At 61.6% G+C, this 25,318-nt stretch carries 20 protein-coding genes and 1 pseudogene; 7 read left to right on the forward strand and 14 right to left on the reverse strand.

Going from position 1 to position 25,318, the window contains the following annotated elements; genetic code table 11:
* Window positions 1-16: 16 nt before the first annotated feature.
* A complete protein-coding gene (locus tag AC1Q6D_RS09970; RefSeq protein ID WP_103403189.1) occupies window positions 17-1,453 on the reverse strand; it encodes a coniferyl aldehyde dehydrogenase in 1,437 nt (478 codons plus the stop codon).
* A gap of 199 nt (window positions 1,454-1,652) precedes the next feature.
* Between AC1Q6D_RS09970 and AC1Q6D_RS09975 the strand changes: the two genes are divergently transcribed.
* Together AC1Q6D_RS09975 and AC1Q6D_RS09980 are read left to right on the forward strand one after the other, a co-directional pair.
* Window positions 1,653-2,636, forward strand: a complete 984-nt coding sequence (locus AC1Q6D_RS09975) for a flavin reductase family protein (RefSeq protein ID WP_047529018.1) — start codon at window positions 1,653-1,655, stop codon at window positions 2,634-2,636.
* Window positions 2,633-3,973: a spinster family MFS transporter gene (locus AC1Q6D_RS09980; protein WP_103403190.1), complete on the forward strand. Its 1,341-nt coding sequence runs from the start codon at window positions 2,633-2,635 to the stop codon at window positions 3,971-3,973. Before AC1Q6D_RS09975 ends, AC1Q6D_RS09980 begins: the two co-directional genes overlap by 4 nt.
* A 214-nt stretch (window positions 3,974-4,187) precedes the next feature.
* Here the strand turns inward: AC1Q6D_RS09980 and AC1Q6D_RS09985 are convergent, their stop codons facing one another.
* The 6 genes from AC1Q6D_RS09985 to AC1Q6D_RS10010 form a co-directional block, all read right to left on the reverse strand.
* A complete protein-coding gene (locus AC1Q6D_RS09985; protein ID WP_103403191.1) occupies window positions 4,188-4,832 on the reverse strand; it encodes a dTMP kinase in 645 nt (214 codons plus the stop codon).
* A 284-nt stretch (window positions 4,833-5,116) separates the two neighbouring features.
* Entirely contained in the window at window positions 5,117-6,181 is a 1,065-nt protein-coding gene (locus AC1Q6D_RS09990) for a 2,3-butanediol dehydrogenase (protein ID WP_236693142.1), read from the reverse strand.
* Window positions 6,182-6,271: 90 nt separating this feature from the next.
* A complete protein-coding gene (locus AC1Q6D_RS09995) occupies window positions 6,272-7,384 on the reverse strand; it encodes an acetoin dehydrogenase dihydrolipoyllysine-residue acetyltransferase subunit (protein WP_103403192.1) in 1,113 nt (370 codons plus the stop codon).
* Window positions 7,381-8,400: an alpha-ketoacid dehydrogenase subunit beta gene (locus AC1Q6D_RS10000; RefSeq protein WP_047529010.1), complete on the reverse strand. Its 1,020-nt coding sequence runs from the start codon at window positions 8,398-8,400 to the stop codon at window positions 7,381-7,383. Before AC1Q6D_RS10000 ends, AC1Q6D_RS09995 begins: the two co-directional genes overlap by 4 nt.
* A 33-nt stretch (window positions 8,401-8,433) precedes the next feature.
* On the reverse strand, window positions 8,434-9,411 hold the full coding sequence (locus AC1Q6D_RS10005) for a thiamine pyrophosphate-dependent dehydrogenase E1 component subunit alpha (RefSeq protein ID WP_047529008.1): 978 nt from the start codon (window positions 9,409-9,411) through the stop codon (window positions 8,434-8,436).
* Entirely contained in the window at window positions 9,389-10,489 is a 1,101-nt protein-coding gene (locus tag AC1Q6D_RS10010) for an ATP-NAD kinase family protein (protein WP_103403193.1), read from the reverse strand. Before AC1Q6D_RS10010 ends, AC1Q6D_RS10005 begins: the two co-directional genes overlap by 23 nt.
* A gap of 343 nt (window positions 10,490-10,832) precedes the next feature.
* Between AC1Q6D_RS10010 and AC1Q6D_RS10015 the strand changes: the two genes are divergently transcribed.
* Entirely contained in the window at window positions 10,833-12,713 is a 1,881-nt protein-coding gene (locus AC1Q6D_RS10015; RefSeq protein ID WP_103403194.1) for a sigma-54-dependent Fis family transcriptional regulator, read from the forward strand.
* Between the two features lie 36 nt (window positions 12,714-12,749).
* On the opposite strand, the gene AC1Q6D_RS10020 is transcribed toward AC1Q6D_RS10015, so the two are convergent.
* Window positions 12,750-13,718, reverse strand: a complete 969-nt coding sequence (locus AC1Q6D_RS10020) for a LysR family transcriptional regulator (protein WP_103403195.1) — start codon at window positions 13,716-13,718, stop codon at window positions 12,750-12,752.
* A gap of 119 nt (window positions 13,719-13,837) precedes the next feature.
* On the opposite strand from AC1Q6D_RS10020, the gene AC1Q6D_RS10025 reads away from it, so the two are divergent.
* A complete protein-coding gene (locus AC1Q6D_RS10025; protein WP_047528965.1) occupies window positions 13,838-14,065 on the forward strand; it encodes a DUF2790 domain-containing protein in 228 nt (75 codons plus the stop codon).
* A gap of 21 nt (window positions 14,066-14,086) precedes the next feature.
* On the opposite strand, the pseudogene AC1Q6D_RS10030 reads toward AC1Q6D_RS10025, so the two are convergent.
* From AC1Q6D_RS10030 to AC1Q6D_RS10045, 4 genes and pseudogenes are all read right to left on the reverse strand, one after another.
* Window positions 14,087-14,488: pseudogene (locus AC1Q6D_RS10030) on the reverse strand (methyl-accepting chemotaxis protein); the annotation flags it as partial.
* 485 nt (window positions 14,489-14,973) lie between these two features.
* Complete coding sequence (locus AC1Q6D_RS10035) at window positions 14,974-16,242, reverse strand: OprD family porin (RefSeq protein WP_103403196.1); 1,269 nt, start codon at window positions 16,240-16,242, stop codon at window positions 14,974-14,976.
* A 50-nt stretch (window positions 16,243-16,292) separates the two neighbouring features.
* Window positions 16,293-17,501 (reverse strand): benzoate/H(+) symporter BenE family transporter, encoded by a 1,209-nt coding sequence (locus AC1Q6D_RS10040; protein ID WP_103403197.1) that lies wholly within the window; start codon window positions 17,499-17,501, stop codon window positions 16,293-16,295.
* Between the two features lie 19 nt (window positions 17,502-17,520).
* Window positions 17,521-18,864 carry an aromatic acid/H+ symport family MFS transporter gene (locus AC1Q6D_RS10045; protein ID WP_047528959.1) on the reverse strand — a complete coding sequence of 448 codons (1,344 nt, stop codon included), beginning with the start codon at window positions 18,862-18,864 and terminating at the stop codon, window positions 17,521-17,523.
* 469 nt (window positions 18,865-19,333) lie between these two features.
* Here AC1Q6D_RS10045 and AC1Q6D_RS10050 point away from each other — a divergent pair, with 469 nt between their 5' ends.
* Entirely contained in the window at window positions 19,334-19,759 is a 426-nt protein-coding gene (locus AC1Q6D_RS10050) for a potassium channel family protein (protein ID WP_103403198.1), read from the forward strand.
* 51 nt (window positions 19,760-19,810) lie between these two features.
* Here AC1Q6D_RS10050 and AC1Q6D_RS10055 read toward each other — a convergent pair whose 3' ends face one another.
* The gene (locus AC1Q6D_RS10055) at window positions 19,811-22,186 is read right to left on the reverse strand and encodes a phosphoketolase family protein (RefSeq protein WP_103403199.1); all 2,376 of its coding nucleotides are present in this window, start codon (window positions 22,184-22,186) and stop codon (window positions 19,811-19,813) included.
* Window positions 22,187-22,612: 426 nt separating this feature from the next.
* On the opposite strand from AC1Q6D_RS10055, the gene fnr reads away from it, so the two are divergent.
* A complete protein-coding gene (fnr, locus tag AC1Q6D_RS10060) occupies window positions 22,613-23,356 on the forward strand; it encodes a fumarate/nitrate reduction transcriptional regulator Fnr (RefSeq protein WP_103403200.1) in 744 nt (247 codons plus the stop codon).
* Window positions 23,357-23,380: 24 nt separating this feature from the next.
* On the forward strand, window positions 23,381-24,364 hold the full coding sequence (locus AC1Q6D_RS10065; protein ID WP_103403201.1) for a zinc-dependent alcohol dehydrogenase family protein: 984 nt from the start codon (window positions 23,381-23,383) through the stop codon (window positions 24,362-24,364).
* Here AC1Q6D_RS10065 and AC1Q6D_RS10070 read toward each other — a convergent pair.
* Complete coding sequence (locus tag AC1Q6D_RS10070; protein ID WP_103403202.1) at window positions 24,354-25,265, reverse strand: universal stress protein; 912 nt, start codon at window positions 25,263-25,265, stop codon at window positions 24,354-24,356. The genes AC1Q6D_RS10065 and AC1Q6D_RS10070 overlap by 11 nt on opposite strands.
* Between the last annotated feature and the right edge of the window lie 53 nt (window positions 25,266-25,318).

The following is a 25,318-nucleotide window of genomic DNA, read 5'->3' on the forward strand; positions in this document are numbered from 1 at the left end:
AGCGCCCCGCACGGGATCAGTCGGCAGTCACGCTGGCCAGCATGGCCGTCAGGAAGTGTTCGCTGTACGGCGGCAAGAGTCCCCATTCGCGACGCGGGTCATGGGCCGGCGCCTTGAACACGGTGCGCTGGTGGCTGAATTCGAGGAATCCTTCGTGGCCATGGTAATGGCCCATGCCCGAAGCGCCGACGCCACCGAACGGCGCGTCGTGCATCGCCGCATGCATCATTACGTCATTGACGGTGACCCCGCCGGACACGGTGCGATCCAGTACGTATTGCTGCTCTTGCGGGTCTTCGCCGAAGTAATACAGGGCCAGCGGACGCGGACGCGCATTAATGTCGTCGAGGACGCAGTTGAGCTCGTCATAGGTGAGTACCACCATGGCCGGGCCGAAAATTTCTTCGCGCATGATCACGCTGTCCGGCGCAGGGTCGACTACCACGCGCAACGGACGGCGCCGATCATCGGCATTGGCCGCCACGGGTTCAGGCACGCTCTCGATGCGGGCGCCCCGGGCCTGGGCATCCAGTACATAGCCTTCGACCCGATCCAGATGCCGCTGGTTGACCACCGCCACCACGTCCGGGTTGCCAGCCACCGAAGGGTTGAGTTCGCTGTAGGTTGCACGCAGTGCGTCGAGGAAGGATTCGAGCAGCGCCCTGGGTACGTACACCAGATCCGGATTGATACAGATCTGCCCGCCATTGCAGGCCTTGCCCACGGCGATGCTGAAAGCGGCTTTTTTCAGGTCGGCGCTGGCGGTCACGATGACCGGCGACTTGCCACCCAGCTCCAGCGTCACCGGCACCAGGTTCAGCGCAGCGTTGCGCATGACCAGCCGCCCGGTCGCGGTACTGCCGGTGTACACCAGGTGATCGAACGGCTGGGCGCTGAAGGCTTCGGCCAGTTCGACGTCACCGGTGACCACAGCGATCTCCAGCGGGTCGATGTGGTCGGCGAACAACTGCGCCACAAGCTCGGCGGTGCGCGGTACCACGTCCGACGGCCTGAGGATGGCCCGGTTGCCCGCTGCCAATACCGAGGCCAGGGGACTGAACAAGGTATACAACGGCGCATTCCAGGTCCCGAGAATGCCGACCGTGCCCTTGGGTTGATGCATCACCCAGGCCTTGGCGCCGAGTTGATCGTAAGGCGCGAACGGCGCACGCGGTTCATCCTGCATCCAGTCTTGCAGATGGTCCCGCGCATATTTAAGCGAAGCCAGGGCACCCACCACGTCATTCATCAGCGTGAAACCGGCAGGCCGGCCGCCGAAATCCAGGTCGATCGCCTCGGTCAGCGCCCCATGGTGGCGCACCAGCAGATCGATGACCTGCTGAAGTCGGCGTCGGCGGGTATCAGCGCTCACCGCACCGGCGCTGGCGAATGCGTTTTTTTGCCGGGATAACAGGCTGGCAAGCCCCTCGACGGATGATGTGACGGAACTCATTCGTGCCCCCTTGCAGGTACTGGCCCCATGGCCGGGAAGCGCCCGATGCGCTTGCCATCACCCTAGCCCCGCCTGCCCCCGCGCCGCCTCGTCCGATCGGACGAGGCACGCCCGAATCTGTTAGTCCGTTGAGACGATGTTTAATAGCGTGTCGGAACCAATACTGGCCCTACGAAAATCCAACTCCATGAGGCCAGTCATGGCAACGCCAAACGTCAGTTTCGATCCCCAGGCTTTTCGTGCCGCACTCGGCACCTTTACCACCGGGGTCACGATCATCACTACCCAGTCCGAAGACGGCTCACCCGTGGGGATCACGGCCAACAGTTTCAATTCGGTTTCGCTCAACCCGCCACTTGTGCTCTGGAGCCTGTCCAAGCAGGCCCGCAGCCTGCCGGTGTTCACCAGCGGCAAGCACTGGAACGTCCACGTGCTGTCCACTGAACAGGAAACCCTGTCGGGACGCTTCGCCACCCAAGGCGAGGACAAGTTCTCGGAAATCCAGCTGGACAATGGCGTCAGCGAGGCGCCGTTGCTGCAGGACTGCACAGCGCGTTTCCAGTGCCGCACCGCGTTCCAGTACGAAGGCGGCGACCATGTGATTTTTGTCGGCGAAGTGCTTGCGTTCGATCACAGCGACCGCGCGCCACTGGCGTTCCAGAGCGGCCAATATGCCCTGGCGACCCGCAAGCCGCGCAGTGAGCTGCGTCTGGCCACCACACCGCCGCCTCCGGAATGCAGCTACACCGAGGACTTGCTCGGCTATCTGTTGGGACGCGGCCACTATCAGGTGCTCAATGCCCTGCGGCAGATGCTGAGTCATCAGCAGCTGGACGAAATGGCGTTTTTCATCCTGTCCATTCTGTGTATCCGCGACAACCTGTCCCTCGAAGAAATCAATACCTTCGTGGCGTACACCGGCCGCGAAGTCACCCTGGCCAGCATGCGCTTCCTCGAACACCAGCGCCTGGTGGCGATCGAGGGGACAACCGATGCCTTGCGTTTTGTCCTGACCGCGCAGGGCCGGGAGGTGTCGCTGCATCAACTGGCACTGGCCAAGGCTGTCGAGGAAGACCTTTCGGTCAAACTCGGCGCCGCCGATGCACAAGCCTTGAAGGTCTTGCTCAAGCGCCTGATTGTGGTGAGCGACCCTGGCTTGCCGGATCTTTGGGCACCACGATGAGCGCGAACCCGAGGAGCACGCTGCCACCGGCCAGGGTCGGTTGGCGCAGCCACGGTTTGCTGTTGCTGCTGGCCGTGGTGTTCGCCGACAACTTCGTCGGGCGACAGATACTCGCGGTGATGATCGAACCGATCAAATCGGAATTCGGCGTCGGCGATACGGCCATGGGACTGATTTCCGGCCTGGCGTTCGCGGCGGTGTATGCCCTTATGGGATTGCCCGCGGGACGGCTGGTCGATCGCATGCCACGCACCCGCTTGCTGGCCATGGCTTGCCTGCTCTGGGCAGGGGCGACCATGGCCTGCGGGTTGGCGGGAAGTTTCCTGGCGCTGGCCATTGCGCGCATGCTGGTGGCCGTCAGCGAATCGCCGACCACCTCGGCCTCGCTGTCGGTGATTGCCGATTTGTATCCTCCGCAACGGCGCTCCCTGGCGATCAGTTGCTTCACCAGCGCCCCCACCTTTTCTTCAATCATCGGCCTGAGCATCGGCGCCTGGGTGGTCGAACACTACGGCTGGCGCGCCGGGTTCATTGCCCTTGGCGCGCCCGCCGTGCTGTTCAGCGCCCTGCTCGCCTTTGTCGTCCGTGATCCACAACGAGGCCGCTGGGACCTCACGCCCCACGCGCAAGCGCCTTCCCCGTTGCTGGGCATGAGGGCCGAAGCTCGTGAGCTCTGGACTTTTCCGGCTTATCGCTGCCTGATACTCGCCGGCGGCCTGACCACACTCAGCTCCTACGCCGTCGGCATGTGGAATACGAGTTTCCTGGTGCGCTCCCACGGCTTGTCGTTGCAACACGCCGGGCTACTGGCCGGGGTCATTTGCGGTATCTCGGCCGGGATCGGCGGGCTGTTCAGCGGTTGGCTGAGTGATCGCCTGAGCCGCCGTCACCCGCACTGGCAATTGTCCATTCCGGTGTTGGGCCACCTGACGGCGCTCGGTGCGCTGATACCCTACCTGCTCTGGTCCGACTCGGTGCTGATCCGCATCGGCGATGTGCCCATCCCCACGGCCATGCTCTGGTGCGCCCTGTACGCGTTCTTTGCCGTGTGGTGGGTTGCGCCGTCGTACAACCTGGTGACCCAACTCGTGCCCCCGGGTCGGCGCGGGAGTGCCATGGCCCTGCAAACCATCATCAGCACCCTGCTCGGAGTCGGTGTCGGTCCGCTGCTCGTCGGCCTGTTCAGCGACCTGCTGCTGCCGGTCTATGGCCAGGAGTCACTGCGTTATGCGCTGATGCTGGTGAGCCTGCCGGTGCTGGGCTCGGTGCTGTTGCTGGTACGCACGGCAAGCCATGCGGCCAGGACTGAGTACCGTCATGCGGTGACGGTTTCGTAATCGCCAGTGGTGCTCGGGATGCGGTTCACTACGGTGTAGATGTCCGTGTCTTCGGTGATCGCTACTGGCGGTTTCGCTTTGACAGCGAGTGACTTGGAGAAGCGCCAGGCAACCAGGCGCTTTGGCGCCTGTCGTTCGGTGCCTCGCTCAGGTCCTGCCCCGTGAGCCCGCTACCGCTGCGGCGACACATTCCCCCTTCGATCCGGCCAACGCTCTAAACCTCGGCTATCTCAACCGCATCTACCGGACATTCAAGGACGCTATAGATCTCAGAAATCACCTGCATCGTTGCGTCTTCGATCGTTCCTTCATTACGGCATAGAACCCAGCCGTGATCCGCAATCGCTCGTTCGAACGCGTGGGTACAAGCGACCTGCTCTTCCAGCTTATGGATGACCGTACTGCTCAGCCCGCGCTGTCGTGCCGCGGCCCTGGCCCATGAAACTTCAGGGGCAGTGACAACCCCGACATGCAGGTCTGGCACTCGCACGTTTCGCTCAATGTTTAACTGTAGAATGTCTGCAAACGGGATTATCCGGCGAAACGCCGCATCAGACGGGTACCAGCGATCAATCAAGATGATGCTGCCCGGTGGCTGTTTAGTCAGCACATGCCGGGAAATCCAGGCACGGCTATCGGCAAAGCGCTCACAAACCCCCCACTCCAACTCCCGGCCGGGATTTCTGACGAGCTGGTTGACGAGGGCCATTGTTTCACCCCTGCCGGGATCGCTTTTTTTCTCACAAAGCCGGATCACCATTTTATTGTCGGCCCTCAGTACTTTCGTAACGGCCTCCAACAGCGTGGTTTTGCCGGTTCCCTTGGGCCCATCGAGTGAAACAAACAGCGGACGATTCATTTTTCAAATAACGATTGATAGACGGTTTTTTTGCCCGGTTCGTTCGCTGGAAACGCTTGGCGCGACGATGCGAATCGAGTGGAGGGACCTTATGAACAGACATTTGATGAGCACTCTAACCCGGTTTTGGGCTGACGCGTCTCAAATCCAGGGTCCGGTTCTCTTTCAACCCGCCAAACCTGCGTTCAATGATGTTGCGCTGGTCGCAATAGCGTCGCAGGTACTCAGCGTCGTAGCCCTTGTCCGCTTGCGACCAGCCTGGTCCATCGTGCGATTCAGCCGCTTCAGACTCGAGCGGGCGACACGATGATTTTGACGTTGTGCTCCTTGTTGTTGACCAGTTCCTCGAAGCCCTGCCCCACGATCTGCTCCAACTGAATGCGCCCCGTCACCAGCGGCGTGATATCCAGCCGACCATCAGCGATAAAGGCGATCACATCGGCGAACTCACCGTTATAGGCCAGCGCACCCAGCACCTGTTTTTCGGTAGCCACCAACTCGAAAAAGTTGAACTCGCTGGGCTCCTCGAAGATCCCCACCAGTACGCACTTGCCGGCCTTGCGGATCAGGTCGATCGCGAGCTTGGCCGTGTGTTTGTTGCCGATGCATTCGAAGCTGACATCCGCCCCGAGCCCACCCGTCAGGCGTCGCACTTCAGCCAGGGCATCGCATTCCTTGGGATCGAGCACATGGCTCGCCCCCACTTCCAGGGCCTTGGCCTTGCGCGCGCCAGACATTTCCAGCGCGATCACCTGAGCCGCACCGGCAGCCTTGGCGCACATGATGGTGCACAAGCCAATGGTGCCCGCACCCACGACGACAACGTTCTGACCCAGCAGGCTCCCGGCTTTTTTCACCGCGTGCATGCCCACCGCCAGAGGCTCGATCAGTGCCCCGGCTTCTGCTGGAAAGTTCGCCGGCAACTTGTACAACAGATTCGCCGGCACGTTGACCAGTTCGGCGAAGGCACCATTATTCATCAGTCCGGTGAAGGCCAGGTTCTCGCAGATGTTGTACAGCCCGTGGGTGCAGTAGTAGCAAGTGCCGCAATGTTGGCAGGCATCGGCCGCCACCGGTTCGCCGACGCTGAAACCCTGGACCCCGGCACCGAGCTCGACGATTTCGCCACAAAACTCGTGACCGAGAATGCACTGGCCCTTGATCCCGGTCAGGGGGTGCGGTGCGTCAACCGGTATGAACACCGGCCCGGCCACGTACTCATGCAGATCGGACCCACAAATTCCGCACCATTGCACACGGATCTGCACCCAGCCGGCCGGTGGCGCCACTGGCAGCGGAACGTCTTCGACACGGATATCGTGACGGCCGTGCCAGACAGCGGCACGCATACTGCGTTGAGGATTGATTGGAAGGCTCATAGCGACATCTCCTTGAAATAGTTGCTCCTGGCAGCCCGCGAGAGGCCGCCAGGAGGGGCGTCAGTGCTGTTGCACAAACTTCAGAATCAATGGGTTCACTTGCTCGGCCGCTTCCATCTGCACCATGTGTGCCTGACCAGGCAGGACCTCGACCTGGGCGTTCAGCCCGACGCTATGGTTCACCGGAATAATCGCATCGTCACTGCCCCAGATCAGCAATACCGGCTGCTGGCCGTCTTGCACCACGCCCCGCAGATCGAGCTGTTGCGATCCATCTTTGAACAAGCCTGATACCAGCAGGCGCAGGGCCTCGCCCACGCCTTCCAGACGCTTGTACTTGAGCATGTCTTCGAGCATCTGCCGGTTGACCAGATCGGGATTGGAGAACAGTTTCATCAACTGTGGCTTGAGGGCATTGCGGTTGGCCGCCTCGACAAAGCCTTCCAGATATTCGCCGTTGATACCCTCCCCCAGACCCGCGCTGCCGATCAAGGTCAAGGTCCGTACCCGTTGCGGTGCCAGACGCGCCATGTTCAGCGACACCGCTCCGCCCATGGAATGCCCCACCAGATGCGCGACGGGAATGTCCAGGTGATCAAGCAGTGCCAGCACTGCGCTGCTCAGCTCATCCAGGTCTCCGCGCTCCAGCTGTTTGGTCGACTCGCCATGGCCCGGCAGGTCCAGAGCAATCACCCGACGCCCGGCGGCCAATGCTTCGTGATTGAACATCCAATTGTTCAGGTCACCGCCAAAGCCGTGCACCAGTACCAACGGCACCCCGCCTTCGCCGCGCTCGAAGTAACGGATCAACCGCCCGTCCAGCTCGACCTTTTGCGGCTTCGGCCCCAGGTCTTCTTCGGCACTGCCCCCGGGCACGAACGTGGCCTGAAACTGTTCGATAACCGCATCGATCTCGACCTCGCTGGCCTCGCCATCGACCACGATGCCGAGCAACGCCCCCACCGCGAGGGTTTCATCCTGGCGGGCGATCTGCCGACGAAGCACCCCGGAAAAAGGCGCCTCGACACTGCTGGAGATTTTGTCGGTTTCGACGTCCAGCACTTCGTCGCCCTTGGCGATGGCCTGGCCCTCCTCCTTGAGCCAGACATCGACCCGGCCCTCAGTCATGGACAGGCCCCACTTGGGCATGGTCAACGTATGGATCTGGCTCATGAACGCTTGCTCCACTCGATCAGCTTGAGCACGGCGTTCTCGATCTTCGCCGCGTCGGGAATGTAGAGGTCTTCCAGAGCATCGGAGAACGGAACCGGCGTATGCGGTGCAGTCACCATCTCGATCGGTGCCTTGAGCGAGGCGAATGCTTTTTGCGCCACCAACGCCGAAATATCAGTCGCCATGGAGCAACGCGGGTTGGCTTCGTCGATGACCACCAGGCGTCCGGTCTTCTCCACACTTTCCAAAATACTGTCTTCGTCCAGCGGGCTGGTGGTGCGCAGGTCGATCACCTCGCAGTCGATGCCACGCGCGGCCAGATTGCGGGCGGCGTCCATTGCGGTGTTGACCGTACGGCCATAGGAGACCAGCGTCACATCCTTGCCGTCACGCAGGAAATTGGCTTCACCGAAAGGGATGGTATAGAGCTCTTCCGGTACTTCACCCTGCATGCTGTAAAGCATTTTGTGTTCACAGAAGATCACCGGGTCGTTGTCGCGGATCGCCTGGATAAGCAAACCCTTGGCGTCATAAGGAGACGACGGGCAGACCACTTTCAGCCCCGGAATGTGGGTCCACAACGAGGTCAGCATCTGCGAGTGCTGGGCGGCGGCCCGCAACCCGGCACCGACCATCGTGCGGATCACCAGTGGCGTGGCCGCCTTGCCACCGAACATGTAGCGAAACTTGGCCGCCTGATTGAGGATCTGGTCCAGGCAGCAACCGGCGAAATCGACGAACATCAACTCACACACCGGGCGCACGCCACAGGTCGCGGCGCCCACGGCAGCACCGACATAGCCCAACTCCGACAATGGCGTGTCCAGCACGCGCCCGGGGAACTGGTGATAGAGGCCCTTGGTCACGCCCAGCACCCCGCCCCAGGCATCGTTTTCACCGGGGGCACCGGCACCGCCGGCGACGTCCTCCCCCATGATGAACACACTGGGATCGCGGCGCATTTCCTGGGCCAGCGCTTCGTTGATTGCTTGCTGATAACTGATTTTTCTCGCCATGATGAAGGTCTCGATTCTTGTTATAGGGGGCGTTCAGGGATAGGAAACGTAGACGTCGGATAGCAGATCGGCCGCGCTCGGCTTGGGGTCGGACTTGGCCTTGCGCACGGCGTTCTCGATCAGAAGGTCCACCTCGCTGTCGATCTGGTCCAACTGGCTGGCCTGCACCCGCCCGGCACGGGTGACGCGGTCACGGAACTGCATCAAACAGTCGTTGTGTTCGCGGAAATGCTTGACCTCGTCCGGCGCCCGATAGGTCTGGGCGTCGCCCTCAAAGTGACCGTAATAGCGCGTCAGCTTGACCTCGATCAGCGACGGCCCCTCCCCGGCCCTGGCCCGCTCCACGGCGGCACCGGCGGCTTCGTGAACGGCGAAGAAGTCGAAGCCGTCCACGGTGACGCCTGGCATGCCGAAGCCGGCTGCGCGGTCGGCGATGTGATCGCAGGCCACCGACCAGTTGGAGGCCGTGGCTTCGGCGTAACCGTTGTTCTCGGCAATGAACAGGCACGGCAGATTCCACACCGAGGCCATGTTCATCGCTTCGAACACCGCCCCTTCGTTGGAACCACCGTCACCAAAGAACACCACCGCAACACTGTCAGTCCCCTTGAGTTTGGCGGCCAGGGCCGCGCCCACGACCAGCGGCGCTCCGGCCCCCACAATGCCATTGGCACCGAGCATGCCCTTCTCGAAATCGGCGATGTGCATGGAGCCGCCCTTGCCTTGGCAGACCCCGGTTTTCTTGCCGTAGATCTCGGCCATCATTCCGTACACATCGACGCCTTTGGCGATGCAGTGGCCGTGACCACGGTGGTTGGAGGCAATGCAATCGTCATCACCCAAGTGGGCCATGACCCCGGCGGCCGAGGCTTCTTCGCCGGCGTACAGATGGACAAAACCGGGAATCTCACCGGTGGCGAATTCCACGTGCAGGCGCTCTTCAAAGACGCGGATGGTGCGCATCACCTGATAGGCATGCAGCAATTGATCAGCGGTCAGCTGTGTCGACATTTTTATTCTCCAGGGTGTCTTGTGATTCAAGGTTCAGAGGGTGTTGCGGGTGCTCGCGGCCGATGGCCAGTAGTCGCTGTTGCGCGGCATGGGCCAGGGTCGCATTGACATCGATGCTCAGCGGACCGCCGGCATCGAGCGTGACCGTGGGCCGGTCATGGGCGTTGAATTCGATCTCGCGCTCGCCATCCAGGGCGAGGGTTCCGCTGGCCAGGCACAGACGATGGGCGACCCCGGGTTCAAGACTTCCAGCCGCGAGCACACCGCAGCCTTGCAGCAGGCCCGGCGCCAGCGGCACCAGCAGCGCTTCGGGCGATCGCGCATCAAGTCGCATCCAGGCTCCGCCAGGCGCCTGACGTGACACGGGGAACCACAAGCCGCAAAGGGCCGAGATGCCAATGGATTGAGGTTCGGCGAAAGTCACGAACACCTCGGCCAGATCGGTCCCACGACTGATGGCCCGTGCGCCGACAAAGGGCAGCGAGGACACCGCCACGTCCACCAGGGCCATTTCGCACAGGCCACGACTCGGCTCGCGCACCAGCAAGCGTTTGTTGCGGCGCAAGGCGATCCCGGTCGGAATCCGCCCACTGACAAACAGTCCGCCGGCCAACCCGGCGCTGGTGGCTTCACGTAATTCCGGGAAGGCGTTATTGGTGCCGGTGGACAGCGTCAGCAGCGGAATGTCGCCCACTTCAGCGGCCACCGCCTTGTGAGTGCCGTCACCGCCCAGCACGGCAATCAGCGCAACGCCGCGTTCGGCCATCCAGCGTGCCGCGAGGCGGGTGTCCTCGACGCTTTGGCGCAGGGTCAGGTCGAGGAACTCCAGGGCTGGCCAGTGACTGCTGCGCGCCTGGCGGCCGTGGCTGTTTTTCAGCACGGCGGCGGCAATGCCAGTCATGTCCGTGGGCATCAGCACCCGGTCGACACCCGTGGCGCCAAAGGCCGCCAGCAAGCGCTGGATCACCGAGACCTTGTCGGTGCTGGAAAACAACCCGGCGTTGGCGGTCAGTCGCCGCACGTCGCGGCCGGAGGCCGGGTTGGCAATGATGCCTACGGTCAGCGGCGCACGACTCATGACGCCACCAACGGCAGATCAGGGAAAGGGTTTGGGCAGGACATCGGGCACCTCTTTTTATTATTGGGTGGCCAGTCGGGCTGGTTGCCAGTGCAAGAGCAAGGCCGGTGCCAAGTCTGCAAAAACGCCTGCATAACCGCGCCGTAGAGCGTTCCGGTGGTCACCCATGGATGACCGGAATCCGTCCCGGATGAGACGCGTCATGTCAGGCTGCACGAGGTGGCGGCGAGACCGTGAGACGTCGCGTCTCACCGCCGGCCCCGGTTGACCCGACACTTGTCTGTGGCCAATGAACGGCGCTTAATAGCCGCACAACTAAAAGAAGATGGAACCGGAGGCCTTAATGCTTTCCGCACACTCAAAGGCGCATGTGGATTGCGTCAGCCGTGTTTTGAAGAATGCCGGGCACCTGCCGCAACTGCCCGTGTCGGACCTGATTCTCGACTCCTGGCGGCGCTCCATGGAGCAACACCACCTGGATCCCGGCTCGCTACAAGGACCACGGATCCTCTCGCAGAACGTGTTGCAGGAATGCCGCGAGCGCTCCGAGTTGTTCTTGCGCATCGCCAGTGAAGAAGTCGCCCGCCTCCACGGTCGGGTCCGCGATGCCGACTACTGCGTGCTGCTCACAGACGCTCAGGGCCAGACCATCGACTACCGCGTCGAAACCGCCATCCGCAATGACTGCCGCAAGGCCGGTCTTTACCTCGGCACCTGCTGGTCGGAAGGTGAGGAAGGTACGTGTGGCGTGGCGGCGGTACTGACTGCGCGAACGCCGGTCACTGTTCACAAACGCGATCATTTTCGCGCCGCGTTTATCGGACTCACCTGCTCTGCAGCGCCGGTCTTCGACCCCAAGGGCGAACTGCTCGGAGTGCTCGATGTGTCGGCGGTGCGCTCACCCGACGACCGCCGCTCCCAACACCTGATCCGGCAGATGGTGGTGCAGAGCGCGCGTGAAATCGAACAGGCATTTTTCATGAGCAGCGCCCAGGGTTACTGGGTGCTGCGGGCCCACGGCAGCCCGGGCTACGTCGACAGTCAACCCGATTACTTGCTTGCCTGGGACGACGACGGCTGCTTGCAGGCCTTGAACCCCGCTGCGCGGCAATGGCTGTTGCACAGCTTTGGTCAACTGCCGGAACACATTGGCCAGGTGTTCGATCAGCAGCTGCTGCATCGGATCAGTGACGAGTCGCTGTGCCTGTTGCACAGCCAGGTTGGCCACACGCAATTGCACGGTCGCCTGAACGTGCCACGGCGGGTGAAACACAGCGCTCCGCGACTGGCACTGACACCCGCCGAACTCGACCCGCGACTGGAAGAAAGCCTGCGCCTTGCCGTGCGGGTTAAAGACCGCAACCTGCCGGTGCTGATCCAGGGCGAGACCGGCTCCGGCAAGGAAGTCTTCGCCCGTCAGCTGCACCAGGCCAGTCAGCGCCGCGAGCGGCCGTTCGTTGCGGTGAACTGCGCGGCGATCCCCGAGAACCTGATCGAAAGCGAATTATTTGGCTATGTCGCCGGTGCCTTCACAGGTGCCTTGAGCAAGGGCATGCAAGGTCTGCTGGAACAAGCCGATGGCGGCACTCTGTTTCTCGATGAAATCGGCGACATGCCCCTGCCCTTGCAAACCCGGCTGCTGCGGGTGCTGGCGGAGGGTGAAGTGGCGCCTCTGGGCGCTTCACGGAGCAGAGCGATCGACCTTCAGGTCATCTGCGCGAGCCACCGCGATCTGGAAGGATTGGTCGCCGCGGGCGAGTTTCGCGAAGACCTCTACTTTCGTTTGAATGGTGCACGCTTCCAGTTACCGCCTTTGCGCGAGCGCACTGACCGGCTGGCGCTGATCAACCGGATTCTCGCTGAAGAATCGACGCGTTGCGCGGAACCGATGCAACTGGGCGGTGCGGCTCTGGAATGCCTGCTTGGCTACCGCTGGCCAGGTAACGTACGCCAGTTACGGAACGTGCTGCGTTATGCCTGTGCGGTGTGCGATTCAAACCTGATTCAGGTCAGCCATTTACCCGAGCAGCTGCGGGATCACAGACTTGATGGCCCCACCATTGATGGCTGCGCGAGCCCGGAACGCCAGGCGCTGCTCGACGCCCTGGTCCGCCACCGCTGGAAACCCACCGCCGCTGCCAAGGCGTTGGGCATTTCCCGGGCAACCCTGTATCGGCGGGTGCATCAGCACGGCATCGACATGCCTGGCAGAAGCCAGGTGTAAAGCCTGGCTGTCCTGGCAAGCCGCTGTAACGAGCGCTCATGTCGGTCCGTTCAACAGACTTGCTCTGCAGTCCACCCCCCAATACCGAACATCGTTCGCGATGACCTCATGTCCGGAAAAAAGCCCGGGCAACTCGGCCTTGAGAAAGTCCACCCAGGTCCTGACCTTGGCATCCAGAAAACGCTTGGAAGGATAGAGTGCATAGACGTTGCGCTCCCTGAGCCGGTGGTCGCCCAGCAGGCGCAGCAAGGTGCCCTCGCGCAGCGACCGGGTGGCGGTGTAGAACGGCAACAGGCTGATGCCCATCCCGGCCTCCGACGCATTGACCATCGCCTCGGGAACGTTGCTCTGGAAGGTCTTGCCGGGCACCACGCAATGCTCACCCTGCTCGTCACGGAACACCCACTCATCGCCGTACAACGGGTCGATCATGCGCAGGCAGCAATGTTCATTCAGTTGTTCGGGGCGGGTGGGCAGGCCCCGACGCGCGATGTACGCAGGCGATGCGCAAGGCATGCTGAAGATGCACCCTACCGTTTGGGCAACGAATTGTGAATCCGCCAATTCATGGGCAATGGAGATGACTACGTCGTGGCCGTCTTCAAGGGGGTCGGGGTTGCGTTGCGACAAGGTCAACTCGACCACCACGTCCGGATAGAGCTCGCAGTAGCGGGCAATCAGCGGCGTCATCAGCACACCCAGCCCGGTCAAACAGTGCAGACGCAACCGGCCATTGGGCTCCAGGTGAGCGCCACGGGCTTCTGCGGTGGCCTCGGCCATGTCATCCAGTATTTGCCGCGCCCGCAACAGGAAGCGTTCGCCGGCTTCGGTCAGGCTCAAACGGCGGGTGGTGCGCTGCAACAGACGCGCCTGCACGTGCTGCTCAAGATCCGCCACAAGCCGAGACACTTGCGCCGTGGAAAAGTCCAGCGCCTGTGCGGCGGTGGTAAAGCTGCCTGCATCGGCTACACGTACAAATACGCGCAGGCTGTTAAGCAAGTCCATGGACCCTCCGGCGACAATGACTGTTGCATCTGATGTAACGCTGCATCAAGTACGGCCCTCTTTATCCCTATCTGTAGAAGAATAGAATTGACTCATCGAAACACCACGGAGAAGAAACCATGAAGACTTTGTTAAGCGTCCTGTTGGCCCTGACCACGACCGCCGTCATGGCCGGTGAAGGCAACCCGGCCACAACACCTCCATCCCTGGATATCGCAAAGGTCATCTCGGTGACCGATACCTCGACTGCCTGCGACGTCGTACCGGCGACCATGGTCTACATCGATCATCAGGGTGAAACCCACCAGTTGACCTACAACGTGATGGGCAGTTGCTCGGGCGTGTGAGAGACCGCAAAGGCACCTCGTTCACGCTGCTATCCGGGTGGCCTGCAGGGCCAACTCGTGCAAATTGGCCAACCGCTGCATGACGCGTTCGACCACCTCCAGCCTGGCCACCGCGCCACTGCGTAACTCCCCCATCGACTGCAACGCGACCTCGGCCTTGTCCAGGCCCAAACGCGTCGAATCGGTCAGTTGTTCAAGGCCCTGACGGGCATCCTGCGCCGACTTTTCCAGACCTGTCGCGATCTGCCGGATCTGCGCACTGGAGTCCGCTGCCTGGCGCGACAGATTGCGCACCTCGTCCGCCACCACGGCAAAACCGCGGCCATGGTCACCGGCCCGCGCGGCTTCGATCGCGGCGTTGAGTGCCAACAGGTTGGTCTGCCGGGCGATGTCCTGGATGCTGCCGACAATCGCACCGATGCGTACCGACTGGCTGCCCAGCTCATCGAACACCTGATCCAGGCGCTGCAGGTACTGATCAAGATCCCCCAGCACGGCAGCCGAAGACTGCATGCTCACGGCGCTGGCCTGTACCCGCTCGCCCGCGCCACGCGCCAGTTGGTTGGCAAAGTGCATGTCGTCTTCAGTCTGCTGCACCACTTGAGTCAAGTGTTCAAGTGCCACCTTGACCTCGGCGCCCGGCCAGGCCGGCTCGACCACCGGCAATGACGGCAGCGGGACCGGTGCACTGGACACCACGGGATCCGGCTCCCGCTCCACGAGCACCTCGACCACGCGCACCGGCTGACGCTGATAAAGCACCGCCGCCGCCAGCAGCAACAGGTCGATGATGCCCGCATACATCAGGTGCATGCCGTTGCCGGCAGCGAGCAGCACCACTGCGCCGCCGGCTGTAATCAGGGCCAGTCGTGCCCAGGCTTTATTGCTCATACTCGCCCCCAGTTGGCTCACAGCAACGTCCAGGTGTAGCTCAGGATCAGTCGGTTCTCGTCGATATCGGTGCGGTAATTGGAGCGCGCCATGGCATTGCGCACCCGGATCCCAAGCCCCGCGAAGGTGCCGCTCTGCACGACGTAACCGAGGTCCAGGTCGCGTTCACGGTCCTTGCCTTCAAAGCCCTTGCCGGTCTCGACGTTGTTGCCGGTGATGTAGCGCACGGTGCTGGTCAGGCCCGGCACGCCGAGGGCGGCGAAGTCGTAGTCGTAGCGCGCCTGCCAGGAGCGCTCGTCGGTAGAGGCAAATTCATAGGTTGGCACTTCGTTGCCCAGCGGCGAGATGTTGGCAAATACCCGAGGGAACGCGCTTTCACCAAACATGCCCTGATAGCCGACGTAGAAGGTATGGCCGCCGTACTTGGCCGACAACAGGGAGAAGAACGCCTGGTTGTCGATATTGCCCAACAGCTTCTTGCCATCCTCCCTGGCATCGAAATAGCCGAGGTTGGCGCCCAGGGTCCAACTGCCCAAGGGCTGGCTGTGTTTCAGGCCCAGGAAGCCTTGATGGTAGATGTCTTCCAGTTGCCCGTACCAGGCACTGACGCTGGTGTGTTTGTCGTTGAAGGCGTAATCGCCGCCACCATAGTTGAACGCGTCACTGCTGGCCTGACGCTGAGGCACGTAGCTGAGCATCGCTTGCATCTTCTCGTCGCCGGCCTCGTTGCGCAGGTGAGTGGAAGTCAGATGACCGCCTTGCAACGTCAGGCCATTGATCTCGCCGGACGTGATGCTGGCCCCCTGGTAGCTTGGCGGCAGCAGGCGGATGTCACTGAACACCAGCACCGGCAAGTTCGGTTGCAGCTCGCCAACGCGCAGTTCGGTTTTCGAGTAACGCAGTTTCAGCGTGCCTTCCACGCGGCTGTAGTCATCGGCCGCGCGACCATCGCTTTGCACCGGTAACAGGCCGGTATTGACCCGGTCCGGGCTGCTGTCGAGCTTGAGCCCGAGCAGGCCGATGACATCGACGCCAACGCCGATCGTCCCTTGGGTGTAACCGGACTTGGCGTTGAGGATAAAGCCCTGGGCCCACTCCTCGGCCTTCGACTGCCGGTTAGCGCCGACAATGTCCGAAAAGTCCCGGCTGAAGTAGTAATTGCGTGCCTGCAAGGTGGCGGTGGCGTCCTCGATAAAACCGCCCTCGGCGGCCATCAACTGGCTGGAACAACCCAAGGCGACAGCCGTGGACAAAAGCGTACGAGTTGCATGAATGGTTGACTTCATCGGTGTGCTCTTATTGTTGTTATGAATAGGTAAGGCGTGGCGGATAAAGGTCAGCGCGCCACCTCCCGGACGCTGCTGGAGGTGGCATGGGGCGGCCGCCGCGCACCCGACAGCAGGTGCGCGGCGATGCCGAAAATCAGCCCCCAGAACGCGGCGGACAAGCCGAACAGCGACATGCCCGAGGCGGTGGTGAGGAACGTCACCAGCGCCGCTTCGCGGTCATGGGGTACGGCCATGGCATTGGCCAGGGCGCCGGCAATGGCAGCGAACAGGGCCAGGCCCGCCAGGGCGGCGATCAGTTCTTTGGGGAAAGCGGCAAACAACGACACCAGGGTCGCACCAAAGATGCCCAGTACCAGGTAACAGAGACCGCCGACCACACCGGCGACGTAGCGTTTGCCCGGGTCTTCGTGGGCCTCGCGGCCAGTGCAGATGGCGGCAGTGATCGCCGCCAGGTTGAGGCCATGGCAACCAAACGGCGCCAACAGCGCCGTGCCCAGCGCGCTGCAGGCGATGATCGGACTGGCCGGCGTGGCGTAACCCGAGGCGCGCAACACGGCCATGCCCGGCACGAACTGCCCGGTCAGCGCCACCATCACCAGTGGCAAGGCGACGTTCAAGGTTGCACTCAGACTGAACTGCGGGGTGACCCAAACCGGCGTCGCCAGGCCGATCACCAGGGCTTCGCGGTGCAATTGGCCGGTGAGCATGGCGATGGCACAGCCCACCACCAGTACCGCCATCACCGCGTAACGCGGCAGCAGCCGTTTGCACACCAGGTAGGTGACGAACATGGCCAGCACCAACCCGGGCTGGCCTTGCAATGACACGAACAGGCCAGTGCCGAAACGCAACAGAATCCCCGCCAGCATGGCCGCTGCGATGGCGCCGGGCAGCTTGCTGATAACGCGGTCGAAGGCGCCCGAGATGCCGACCAGAAAGATAATCAGACTGCTCAGCAGATAGGCACCGACGGCCTCGTTCATCGAGATGCCCGGCAGCAATGCCACCAGCAGGGCCGAGCCGGGTGCCGACCAGGCAATGATGATCGGCACGCGGTAGCGCAGGCTCAGGCCGATACCCAGCAGCGCACTGCCAATGGAGATCGCCCAGACCCAGGACGACAACAGCTCGCGAGACAGATGCGCGGCGTCCGCCGCCTGGAAAATGATCACCAGTGGGCCCGCATACGAGATCACCGTGGCAATAAAGCCCGCCACCGCAGCGGACAGCGAAAAGTCACGCATCAAGCCTTTCATCAAACAGCTCCTTGCGGACTCAGGCCTTGGCCGTGGACAGTGGCGCGGTCACCCTGGAGGCGTTTCGCTCGCTGCTGATGGCGTACAGGGTCATGGCGAGGGCGGCCACCGCACCCGGCAGGGCGAACGCCATGAAGTTGAGTTGCAGCGGCAAACTGATTCCCAGCAACGCACCGCCTAACAAAGGGCCGACAATGGCGCCGTTACGGCCGATCCCCGACGCCCAGCCAAGCCCCGTGGAACGAATGGCCATGGAATAGAACTGCGCGGCACAGGCATACAGCAGGATTTGCGAACCGATGGTGGTGGCGCCGGCGATTGCGATCAGCAGGTACAACACAGGGGTCGGGCTTTTGAAGCCGAGCAAGGTGATCGACACCGCGGCAATGGCGAAGAACACCGCCAGCACCCTTGGAAGATTGAGCTTGTCGCCCAATACGCCACCGCCCACCGCACCGAAAATCGCGCCGAAGTTCAACACCAGCAGGAAGGACAAGCTTGAGCCCAGGCTGTAACCGGCGTTGGCCATGAGTTTCGGCAGCCAGGAACTCAGGGCGTAGACCATCAACAGGCAGCAGAAAAACGCCAGCCAGAGCATCAGCGTGCGCATGGCGCGGCCTTCGCGGAACAGCTGCAGTACCGGCGTGCCGGTGCCCTTCACTTCCGCCATGTGCAGGGTATCGCTGGCCTGGGCGACATAGGCCGGGTCAACGCGTTGCAAGACAGCACGCGCTTGCTCGTTGCGGCCCTGGCGCAGCATGAACCCCACCGACTCAGGCAGGAAGTACATGATCAGCGGCAACAGCAGCAAAGGCAGCCCCGCCACATAGAACACCGCCTGCCAACCGAAGCTTGGAATCAGCACGATCCCCAGGCCCGCCGAGAGCATGCCGCCCACCGAATAACCGCTGAACATGATGGCGACCAGGGTGCTGCGAATTTTCTTCGGCGCGTACTCGTTCATCAGCGCCACCACGTTGGGCATGACGCCGCCGATGCCAAGGCCGGCAATGAACCGGCAGATGCCAAAGGTCGTGGGACTCGTGGCAAAGCCATTGAGCACGGTGAAGCCGCTGAAGAGCATCACGCAAAGGGTGATGGTTTTCTTGCGCCCGATCTTGTCCGACAGCGGGCCGAAAAACAGCGCACCGAACATCATGCCAAACAGCGCATAACTGCCCAGCGCCCCGGCCTCCAACGGGCTCAGCCCCCACTCTTTCATCAGCGTCGGCAACACCACCCCGTAGATCACCAGGTCGTAGCCGTCGAAGATGATGATCAGGGCGCACCAGAACAACACCATCCAGTGAAAGCGGTTGAAGCGTGCGTTGTCGATAACCTCGTGTACATCGATTTTTCGCATGGCATGGGTCTCTTGTTGTTATTTTTTATTGTTCGTTCGGGCGTTTCAGCGTGCTGCCATGAGCGGTGCAGGCAAGGGTCCGCCGATGGCGGCCGCATTGTTACGCGTCATGCACAGCACTGTTACGCGGGATGCAAATGAAGGGTATTGAGACCGGCAGAGCGGCAATATCCGCTTTGCGCATATCGCTATCCGTTTTGTGCAGAGGGGTGATATCGGCGCGTTGCCATGGCCCGCGAGCGATTTGTCTGGGGCTCACTCAAGCCTCGTTGATTTAGCTCAATGTCTTCGCCCTGCTCAGGCGTAAAACAGAACCGGGTTCTGGCGACCTGTAGTGGGAAGTGCCGAAACAGTCCAGGTCCAGAAGGAAAAGGGCACCGGCTCAGTGGGCGACATCGCCCTGAGCAAGCCGTCTTGTTGACCCCCTTGGCGCGCACCTCCACGCAGCCGTCACCGCCGGAGAACCTCCATGCTGGCAGTCACCTTGATCAACACGCTGGTGGTCATCGTCGTCGTGGTGATCCACTACGAATGCCTGTTACGCCTGAATGACTGGCTTCCGCGACTCAAGCTTTGGAGCCGCTTCAGGATTGTCGTCGGGGTGTTCGGCGCACTGGTGGCTCACGCGATGGAAGTCTGGTGCTTTGCACTGGTCTATTACCTGATGGTGCGCTCCGGCGAATGGGGCGGCCTGACAGGCAACTTCGATGGTTCGCTGATGGACTGTGTCTACTTTTCCTTCACGACCTACACGACGATCGGTTTCGGCGATATTTCACCCGTGGGCAATCTCAAGTACCTGACCGGCCTGCAAGCGTTGACCGGTCTGGTACTCATCACCTGGACGGCCTCGTTTCTCTTTCTCGAAATGCAGAAGTACTGGAAGAGCAAATAGCGAAGGACCGGACGTTGCCCCTCGCTATCACCGCCCTGCCCCGTCTGGGCCTCAGCCAACGGCCACAGGCGTCCACTGCCAGTTCAGCACCTCGGGCATGTCTTGCCCGTGTTCGATCAGGTAAAGCTTGTGTTTTTCCATCGTCGACCAATACCGCGACCGCGCGATTTGCAGTTGATCATGTAAGCGAGGTACTCGCTCAATGACGTCCAGTGCCAGTTGATAACGATCCAGGTTATTGATCACGGCCATGTCGAACGGCGTCGTGGTCGCGCCCTCCTCCTTGAAGCCGCGGACGTGAAAATTGTCATGATTGGTGCGTTTGTACAGCAGGCGGTGGATCAGCGCGGGATAGCCGTGGAAGGCGAAAATCACCGGTTTATCGACCGTAAACAGCTCATCGAACGCCGTGTCAGGCAAACCGTGGGGGTGCTGGAAGGACGGTTGCAGCACCATCAAGTCGACCACATTGATGACCCTGACGCGCAAATCAGGCACGTACTCGCGCAATAAGGTGACCGCCGCCAGGGTTTCCAGGGTCGGCACATCACCGGCGCAGGCCATCACCACGTCCGGGTCCTGATCATCCCGGCATGCCCAGTCCCAACGACCGATGCCCGTCAGGCAATGTCGGATCGCTGCATCAATATCCAGCCACTGCCACTCCGGTTGCTTGCCGGCGACGATGACGTTGATGTAGTTGCGACTTTTCAGGCAATGGTCCGTCACCGACAACAGGCAATTGGCATCGGGCGGCAAGTAGATCCGCACCACGTCTGACTTTTTATTCGCCACCAGATCGATGAACCCCGGATCCTGGTGGGAGAAGCCATTATGGTCCTGACGCCAGACATGGGACGTCAGCAAAAAATTGAGCGAAGCAACCGGCTTGCGCCATGGCACCTCGGCGGCGGTTTTCAGCCATTTGGCGTGCTGATTGACCATCGAATCGACGATATGGATGAACGCCTCGTAACAGGACAGCAGGCCATGGCGCCCCGTCAGCAAATAGCCTTCGAGCCAACCCTCGCACACCTGTTCGCTGAGGATCTCCATCACCCGGCCATCGACTGACAGGTTCACATCCTCGGGCTCCAGCGGCTCCATCCATGCCTTGGCGCTGACCTCGTAGACCGCATCCAGCCGGTTCGAGGCTGTTTCGTCCGGACCGAACAGACGGAAGTTATTCGAGGCCAGATTGTTTTTCATCACGTCGCGCAAAAACGTACCCAGTACCCGCGTGGCCTCGGCGCGCACGCTGCCGGGAACCTCGAGCTTCACCGCATAGTCGGTGAACGACGGCAGGTCCAGGGCGCGCAACAGCCCGCCACCGTTGGCGTGGGGATTGGCACTCATGCGCCGATGCCCGGTCGGTGCCAGCGCGGCGATTTCGGGCAGCAAGGCGCCATTGGCATCAAACAGCTCACCGGGACGGTAGCTGTTGAGCCACGCCTCCAGCTGCTGTAGATGAACGGGTTGCTGAAAATCGGCCAGGGGCACCTGATGGGCGCGCCAGGTCCCTTCGACACGATGGCCGTCGACGAATGTCGGGCCGGTCCAGCCTTTAGGGGTGCGCAACACCAACATGGGCCAAAGCGGCCGCTCCAGCCTGCCGGACTGTCGGGACTGGCGCGCGTCGCGCTGAATCTCGCGGATTTTCAGCACCATCGTATCCAGCGTCCGGGCCAGGGCCTGATGCACCTGCGCCGGATCATCGCCTTCAACGAAATAGGGATCGTAGCCATAGCCATACATCAGGGCCGACAACTCATCCTCACTGATGCTGGAGAGCACCGTCGGGTTGGCGATCTTGTAGCCATTGAGGTGCAGGATGGGCAACACCGCGCCGTCACGTCTGGGGTTGAGGAACTTGTTGGAGTGCCAACTGGCCGCCAGCGTACCCGTTTCGGCCTCGCCATCACCGATCACGCAGGCGACGATCAGGTCCGGGTTATCAAACGCGGCACCATAGGCATGCGCCAGGCTATAGCCGAGTTCGCCGCCTTCATGGATCGAGCCCGGAATCTGCGCCGACACATGGCTGGAGATCCCGTATGGCCAGGAAAACTGCCGAAAAAGGCGCAGCAGGCCGTTGGCATTGCGCTCAACCGAGGGGTAAAGCTCGGTGTAGGTGCCTTCGAGGTAGGTCTGCGCCACAATCGCTGGCCCGCCATGGCCGGGGCCGGCGACAAAGAGCACCGTGAGGTCATACTGATTGATCAGCCGGTTGAGGTGCGTGTAGATCAGGTTGAGTCCCGGCGTCGTGCCCCAATGGCCCAGCAAACGCGGTTTGATGTGTGCCTGTGTCAGGGGCACGTTCAGCAAAGGGTTGTCCTTGAGGTAGATCTGCCCCACAGCCAGATAATTGGAGGCCCGCCAATAGGCATCCAGCCCTTCCAGTTGCTCATCACTCAGAAAATCGCTCATGAAGTTCTCCGCCAGCGCCCGGCCTGCTGAAGTTGTTGGCCGATTCTGGGAGCCTGAAACGTTCAAGACTTGATTTACATCAAATGTCAAAGCCAACGCCCAAGCTGAATGACGTTGGGATCGAACCCTATCGACTGACCAGGACAATCGTGTTCTCCCGTCCGTCGCCTATCCTGCAAAATGCCCGAATGAGCGATGCATCCCCTGGCCCAACACCTATGCTTAGACCACCCCTAATTAATGTTAATGCCGATCAGTTAAGAGATTGAACGAGCGAAGAGTCGCGTGTGACGAGGGAACTTGCTCCGCTGGGCAGCGAAGCGACCCCAACCACACGGGACGGTTCGGCATTCCGATAAATTCCCTCACTTGAGGTCGAGGGTCATGCTTAACTGATTGACGTTCCCCAACAAGGCGTCATGACCCATGCCTGAAGTCCGTCCACTGCAAGTTCATTATATGAAGGCTGCCTGTTCCAACTGCAGCGTGCTGGAATTGTGCCTGCCGATTGGCATGAGCAGCCTGGAGGTCGAACGGCTGGATACGCTGATCGTGCAACGCTTCAAGGTCAAAAAGGGCGCTGCGTTGTACCGTACGGGAGATCCCCTGCGTTCGCTTTACGCGGTCCGTATCGGCTCCTTCAAGACCAGCGTGCTGTCAGTCGATGGGCGTGAACAGGTCACAGGCTTTCACATACCCGGCGAGATGCTTGGCCTGGACGCCATCAGCGCCGATCAGCACGCCTGCAATGCGTTTGCCCTGGAAGACAGCGAAGTCTGCCCCATCCCTTTTGCGCAACTGGAGAAACTCGCGCAAAACCTGCCATCGCTGCAACACAACCTCAACAGGCTCCTGAGCCGTGAAATCGTGCGTGATCACAGCATGCTGATGCTGATGGGCAACATGAACTCCGATGAGCGCCTGGCCGCTTTTCTGCTGAACCTGTCGCAACGTTTCAGCATCCGTGGCTATTCCGCCAAGGATTTCGTGCTGAAAATGCGTCGCGAAGAAATCGGCTCCTACCTGGGGTTGCGTTTGGAAACCATCTGCCGGGGGATCGCGCACCTGCGGGACCAAGGATTGGTGGAGGTCGCAGGCCGAGACGTCAAGATCCAGAACCTGGAAGGGCTCAAGCAACTGGTCGCCGGATGCAATCGCTCTATTCGCTAACCCTTGCACATCTGGAGAATCGTCATGCGCGCCATGGTGCTACGTACTTACGGCGAACCGCTGCAACTGGAAGAACGCCCCATCCCCACACCCGGCCCGCACCAACTGTTAATCAAAGTCCTGGCCTGCGGCGTCTGTCGCACCGACCTGCACCTGGTGGACGGCGAATTGGCGCAAGCGCAACTGCCACGGGTCCCAGGCCACGAGATCGTCGGTGAAGTCACGGCGGTGGGCGCCGACGTCGCAGCGCACTGGATCGGCCAGCGGGTCGGGGTTCCGTGGCTGGGGTGGACCTGCGGTCAGTGCGAATTCTGTCTCTCGGGCCGGGAGAATCTTTGCGACAAGGCGCAGTTCACCGGTTGCCATCTGGACGGCGGTTACGCCGAATACACCGTCGCCGACGAGCGTTTCTGCTTCCCGATCCCCCAGGTGCTCTCGGACATTCAAGCGGCTCCGCTGCTGTGTGCCGGGCTGATCGGCTTTCGCGCGTTGCAGATGGCCGGGGGCGCGCGCCACCTGGGCCTCTACGGGTTCGGTGCGGCGGCGCATCTGGCGATTCAGGTGGCGCGGGGCCGAGGACAAAAGGTGTACGCCTTTACCCGACCGGATGACCATGACGGTCAGGCTTACGCCCGATCCCTGGGGGCCGAATGGGCGGGGGCATCGGATCAACCGCCACCGCACTTGCTCGACGCCAGCCTGATTTTCGCGCCCGTCGGTGCTTTGGTGCCGATGGCACTGACGGCGACGGTCAAGGGCGGCTGTGTGATCTGCGCCGGCATTCACATGAGCGACATTCCCGCGTTTCCTTATCGGCTGCTCTGGGGCGAACGCAGCGTTCGTTCAGTGGCCAACCTGACCCGCGAGGATGGCAGCGCGTTTTTTCAAGAGCTCAAACACACGCCCGTGCATTGCGACGTCACTCTTTTTGCCCTGGACGACGCCAATCAAGCACTCGCCTGCTTGAGGGCCGGGCAGTTCAATGGCGCCATCGTGCTCACCCCGTGACGCCCGTCCTGACCGCCAGAATGCTGCCCGGCACCGAGTACAGCGCACGTTCAGTGTTACTGCCGATCAAGCGATCGATTCCCACCCGGTGCACGGTCCCCATCACCACCACATCCGCCAGGTATTGTTCGACAAACTCACTGATCACCGGCACGGGCAAACCCATGACGAAATGCCGCCGCTCAGGCGGCACCCCGTAACGATCCGCGAGGGCCACAAAAGCCTGGTGCAGGGACTGACGCAGTTCCTCGATGAAGTCCACCCCCCAACCACCGCCCACCAGCGGCGAATCGGCATTGAAGGCCGGCGACAAATCGTAGGCATACAGCAAGTGCAACGGCGCATCGCATTGCAAGGCCAGGGCATTGGCGGTTTGAATGATGGTGTCGTTCAGGCCATTGATTTGCGTGGAAGGATCAAACGGATCGACGGCAGCCACGACCCGGTGCGGCAAGCTGTAGCGGGCCTGGTTGACCAGATGTACGGGAACCGGGCAGACACGCAGCAGGTGGCAATCGAGCGGCGTGATGAACACTCGCTTGAGTACAGGCTCCAGGGTGACATCCTTGATCAACAGGTCGGGCTTGAGTTCTTCGACCGTTTTCAGGATGTCCAGCAGTGGATGGGTCGTGAAGACCACTTCCACCGAGACATCCAGCCCTTGTCCGCCGAGCAGTTCGACCTCGTCTGAAACCCAGCGACGATAGCGGCGCATGTAACGCTGATACCCGGCGTCGTCCGTTTTCTCTTCCCACAAATGCACGACCGGCACCGGTTCGACAAAGGCTCTTATATCCAGCACCGCCCCGCTCACCTTGGCCAGCGCAACGGCGCGCAGCAGGGCGGGAGATTGTTGCAGGGTTTGGTCGGCAATCAGCAATAAACGTTGATATTGACCCATCACACACCTCCGCTCGGTTCCGGCCCTTCAGTGCCGTCAGGTTCCAGACTGCG

The sequence above is a fragment of the Pseudomonas sp. MT92 genome (genome assembly GCF_058792515.1).

Bases quoted from the DNA above. Each gene is read 5' to 3' on its own strand.
- AC1Q6D_RS09995 (WP_103403192.1), bottom strand. From the start codon at position 7,384: ATGAGCCAGATCCATACGTTGACCATGCCCAAGTGGGGCCTGTCCATG.
- AC1Q6D_RS10035 (WP_103403196.1), bottom strand. From the start codon at position 16,242: ATGAAGTCAACCATTCATGCAACTCGTACGCTTTTGTCCACGGCTGTC.
- AC1Q6D_RS09975 (WP_047529018.1), top strand. From the start codon at position 1,653: ATGGCAACGCCAAACGTCAGTTTCGATCCCCAGGCTTTTCGTGCCGCA.
- AC1Q6D_RS10055 (WP_103403199.1), bottom strand. From the start codon at position 22,186: ATGAGCGATTTTCTGAGTGATGAGCAACTGGAAGGGCTGGATGCCTAT.
- AC1Q6D_RS10005 (WP_047529008.1), bottom strand. From the start codon at position 9,411: ATGTCGACACAGCTGACCGCTGATCAATTGCTGCATGCCTATCAGGTG.
- AC1Q6D_RS10040 (WP_103403197.1), bottom strand. From the start codon at position 17,501: ATGAAAGGCTTGATGCGTGACTTTTCGCTGTCCGCTGCGGTGGCGGGC.
- fnr (WP_103403200.1), top strand. From the start codon at position 22,613: ATGCCTGAAGTCCGTCCACTGCAAGTTCATTATATGAAGGCTGCCTGT.
- AC1Q6D_RS10065 (WP_103403201.1), top strand. From the start codon at position 23,381: ATGCGCGCCATGGTGCTACGTACTTACGGCGAACCGCTGCAACTGGAA.
- AC1Q6D_RS10045 (WP_047528959.1), bottom strand. From the start codon at position 18,864: ATGCGAAAAATCGATGTACACGAGGTTATCGACAACGCACGCTTCAAC.
- AC1Q6D_RS09970 (WP_103403189.1), bottom strand. From the start codon at position 1,453: ATGAGTTCCGTCACATCATCCGTCGAGGGGCTTGCCAGCCTGTTATCC.
- AC1Q6D_RS10050 (WP_103403198.1), top strand. From the start codon at position 19,334: ATGCTGGCAGTCACCTTGATCAACACGCTGGTGGTCATCGTCGTCGTG.
- AC1Q6D_RS10015 (WP_103403194.1), top strand. From the start codon at position 10,833: ATGCTTTCCGCACACTCAAAGGCGCATGTGGATTGCGTCAGCCGTGTT.
- AC1Q6D_RS09985 (WP_103403191.1), bottom strand. From the start codon at position 4,832: ATGAATCGTCCGCTGTTTGTTTCACTCGATGGGCCCAAGGGAACCGGC.
- AC1Q6D_RS09980 (WP_103403190.1), top strand. From the start codon at position 2,633: ATGAGCGCGAACCCGAGGAGCACGCTGCCACCGGCCAGGGTCGGTTGG.
- AC1Q6D_RS10000 (WP_047529010.1), bottom strand. From the start codon at position 8,400: ATGGCGAGAAAAATCAGTTATCAGCAAGCAATCAACGAAGCGCTGGCC.
- AC1Q6D_RS10025 (WP_047528965.1), top strand. From the start codon at position 13,838: ATGAAGACTTTGTTAAGCGTCCTGTTGGCCCTGACCACGACCGCCGTC.
- AC1Q6D_RS10020 (WP_103403195.1), bottom strand. From the start codon at position 13,718: ATGGACTTGCTTAACAGCCTGCGCGTATTTGTACGTGTAGCCGATGCA.
- AC1Q6D_RS10010 (WP_103403193.1), bottom strand. From the start codon at position 10,489: ATGAGTCGTGCGCCGCTGACCGTAGGCATCATTGCCAACCCGGCCTCC.
- AC1Q6D_RS10070 (WP_103403202.1), bottom strand. From the start codon at position 25,265: ATGGGTCAATATCAACGTTTATTGCTGATTGCCGACCAAACCCTGCAA.
- AC1Q6D_RS09990 (WP_236693142.1), bottom strand. From the start codon at position 6,181: ATGCGTGCCGCTGTCTGGCACGGCCGTCACGATATCCGTGTCGAAGAC.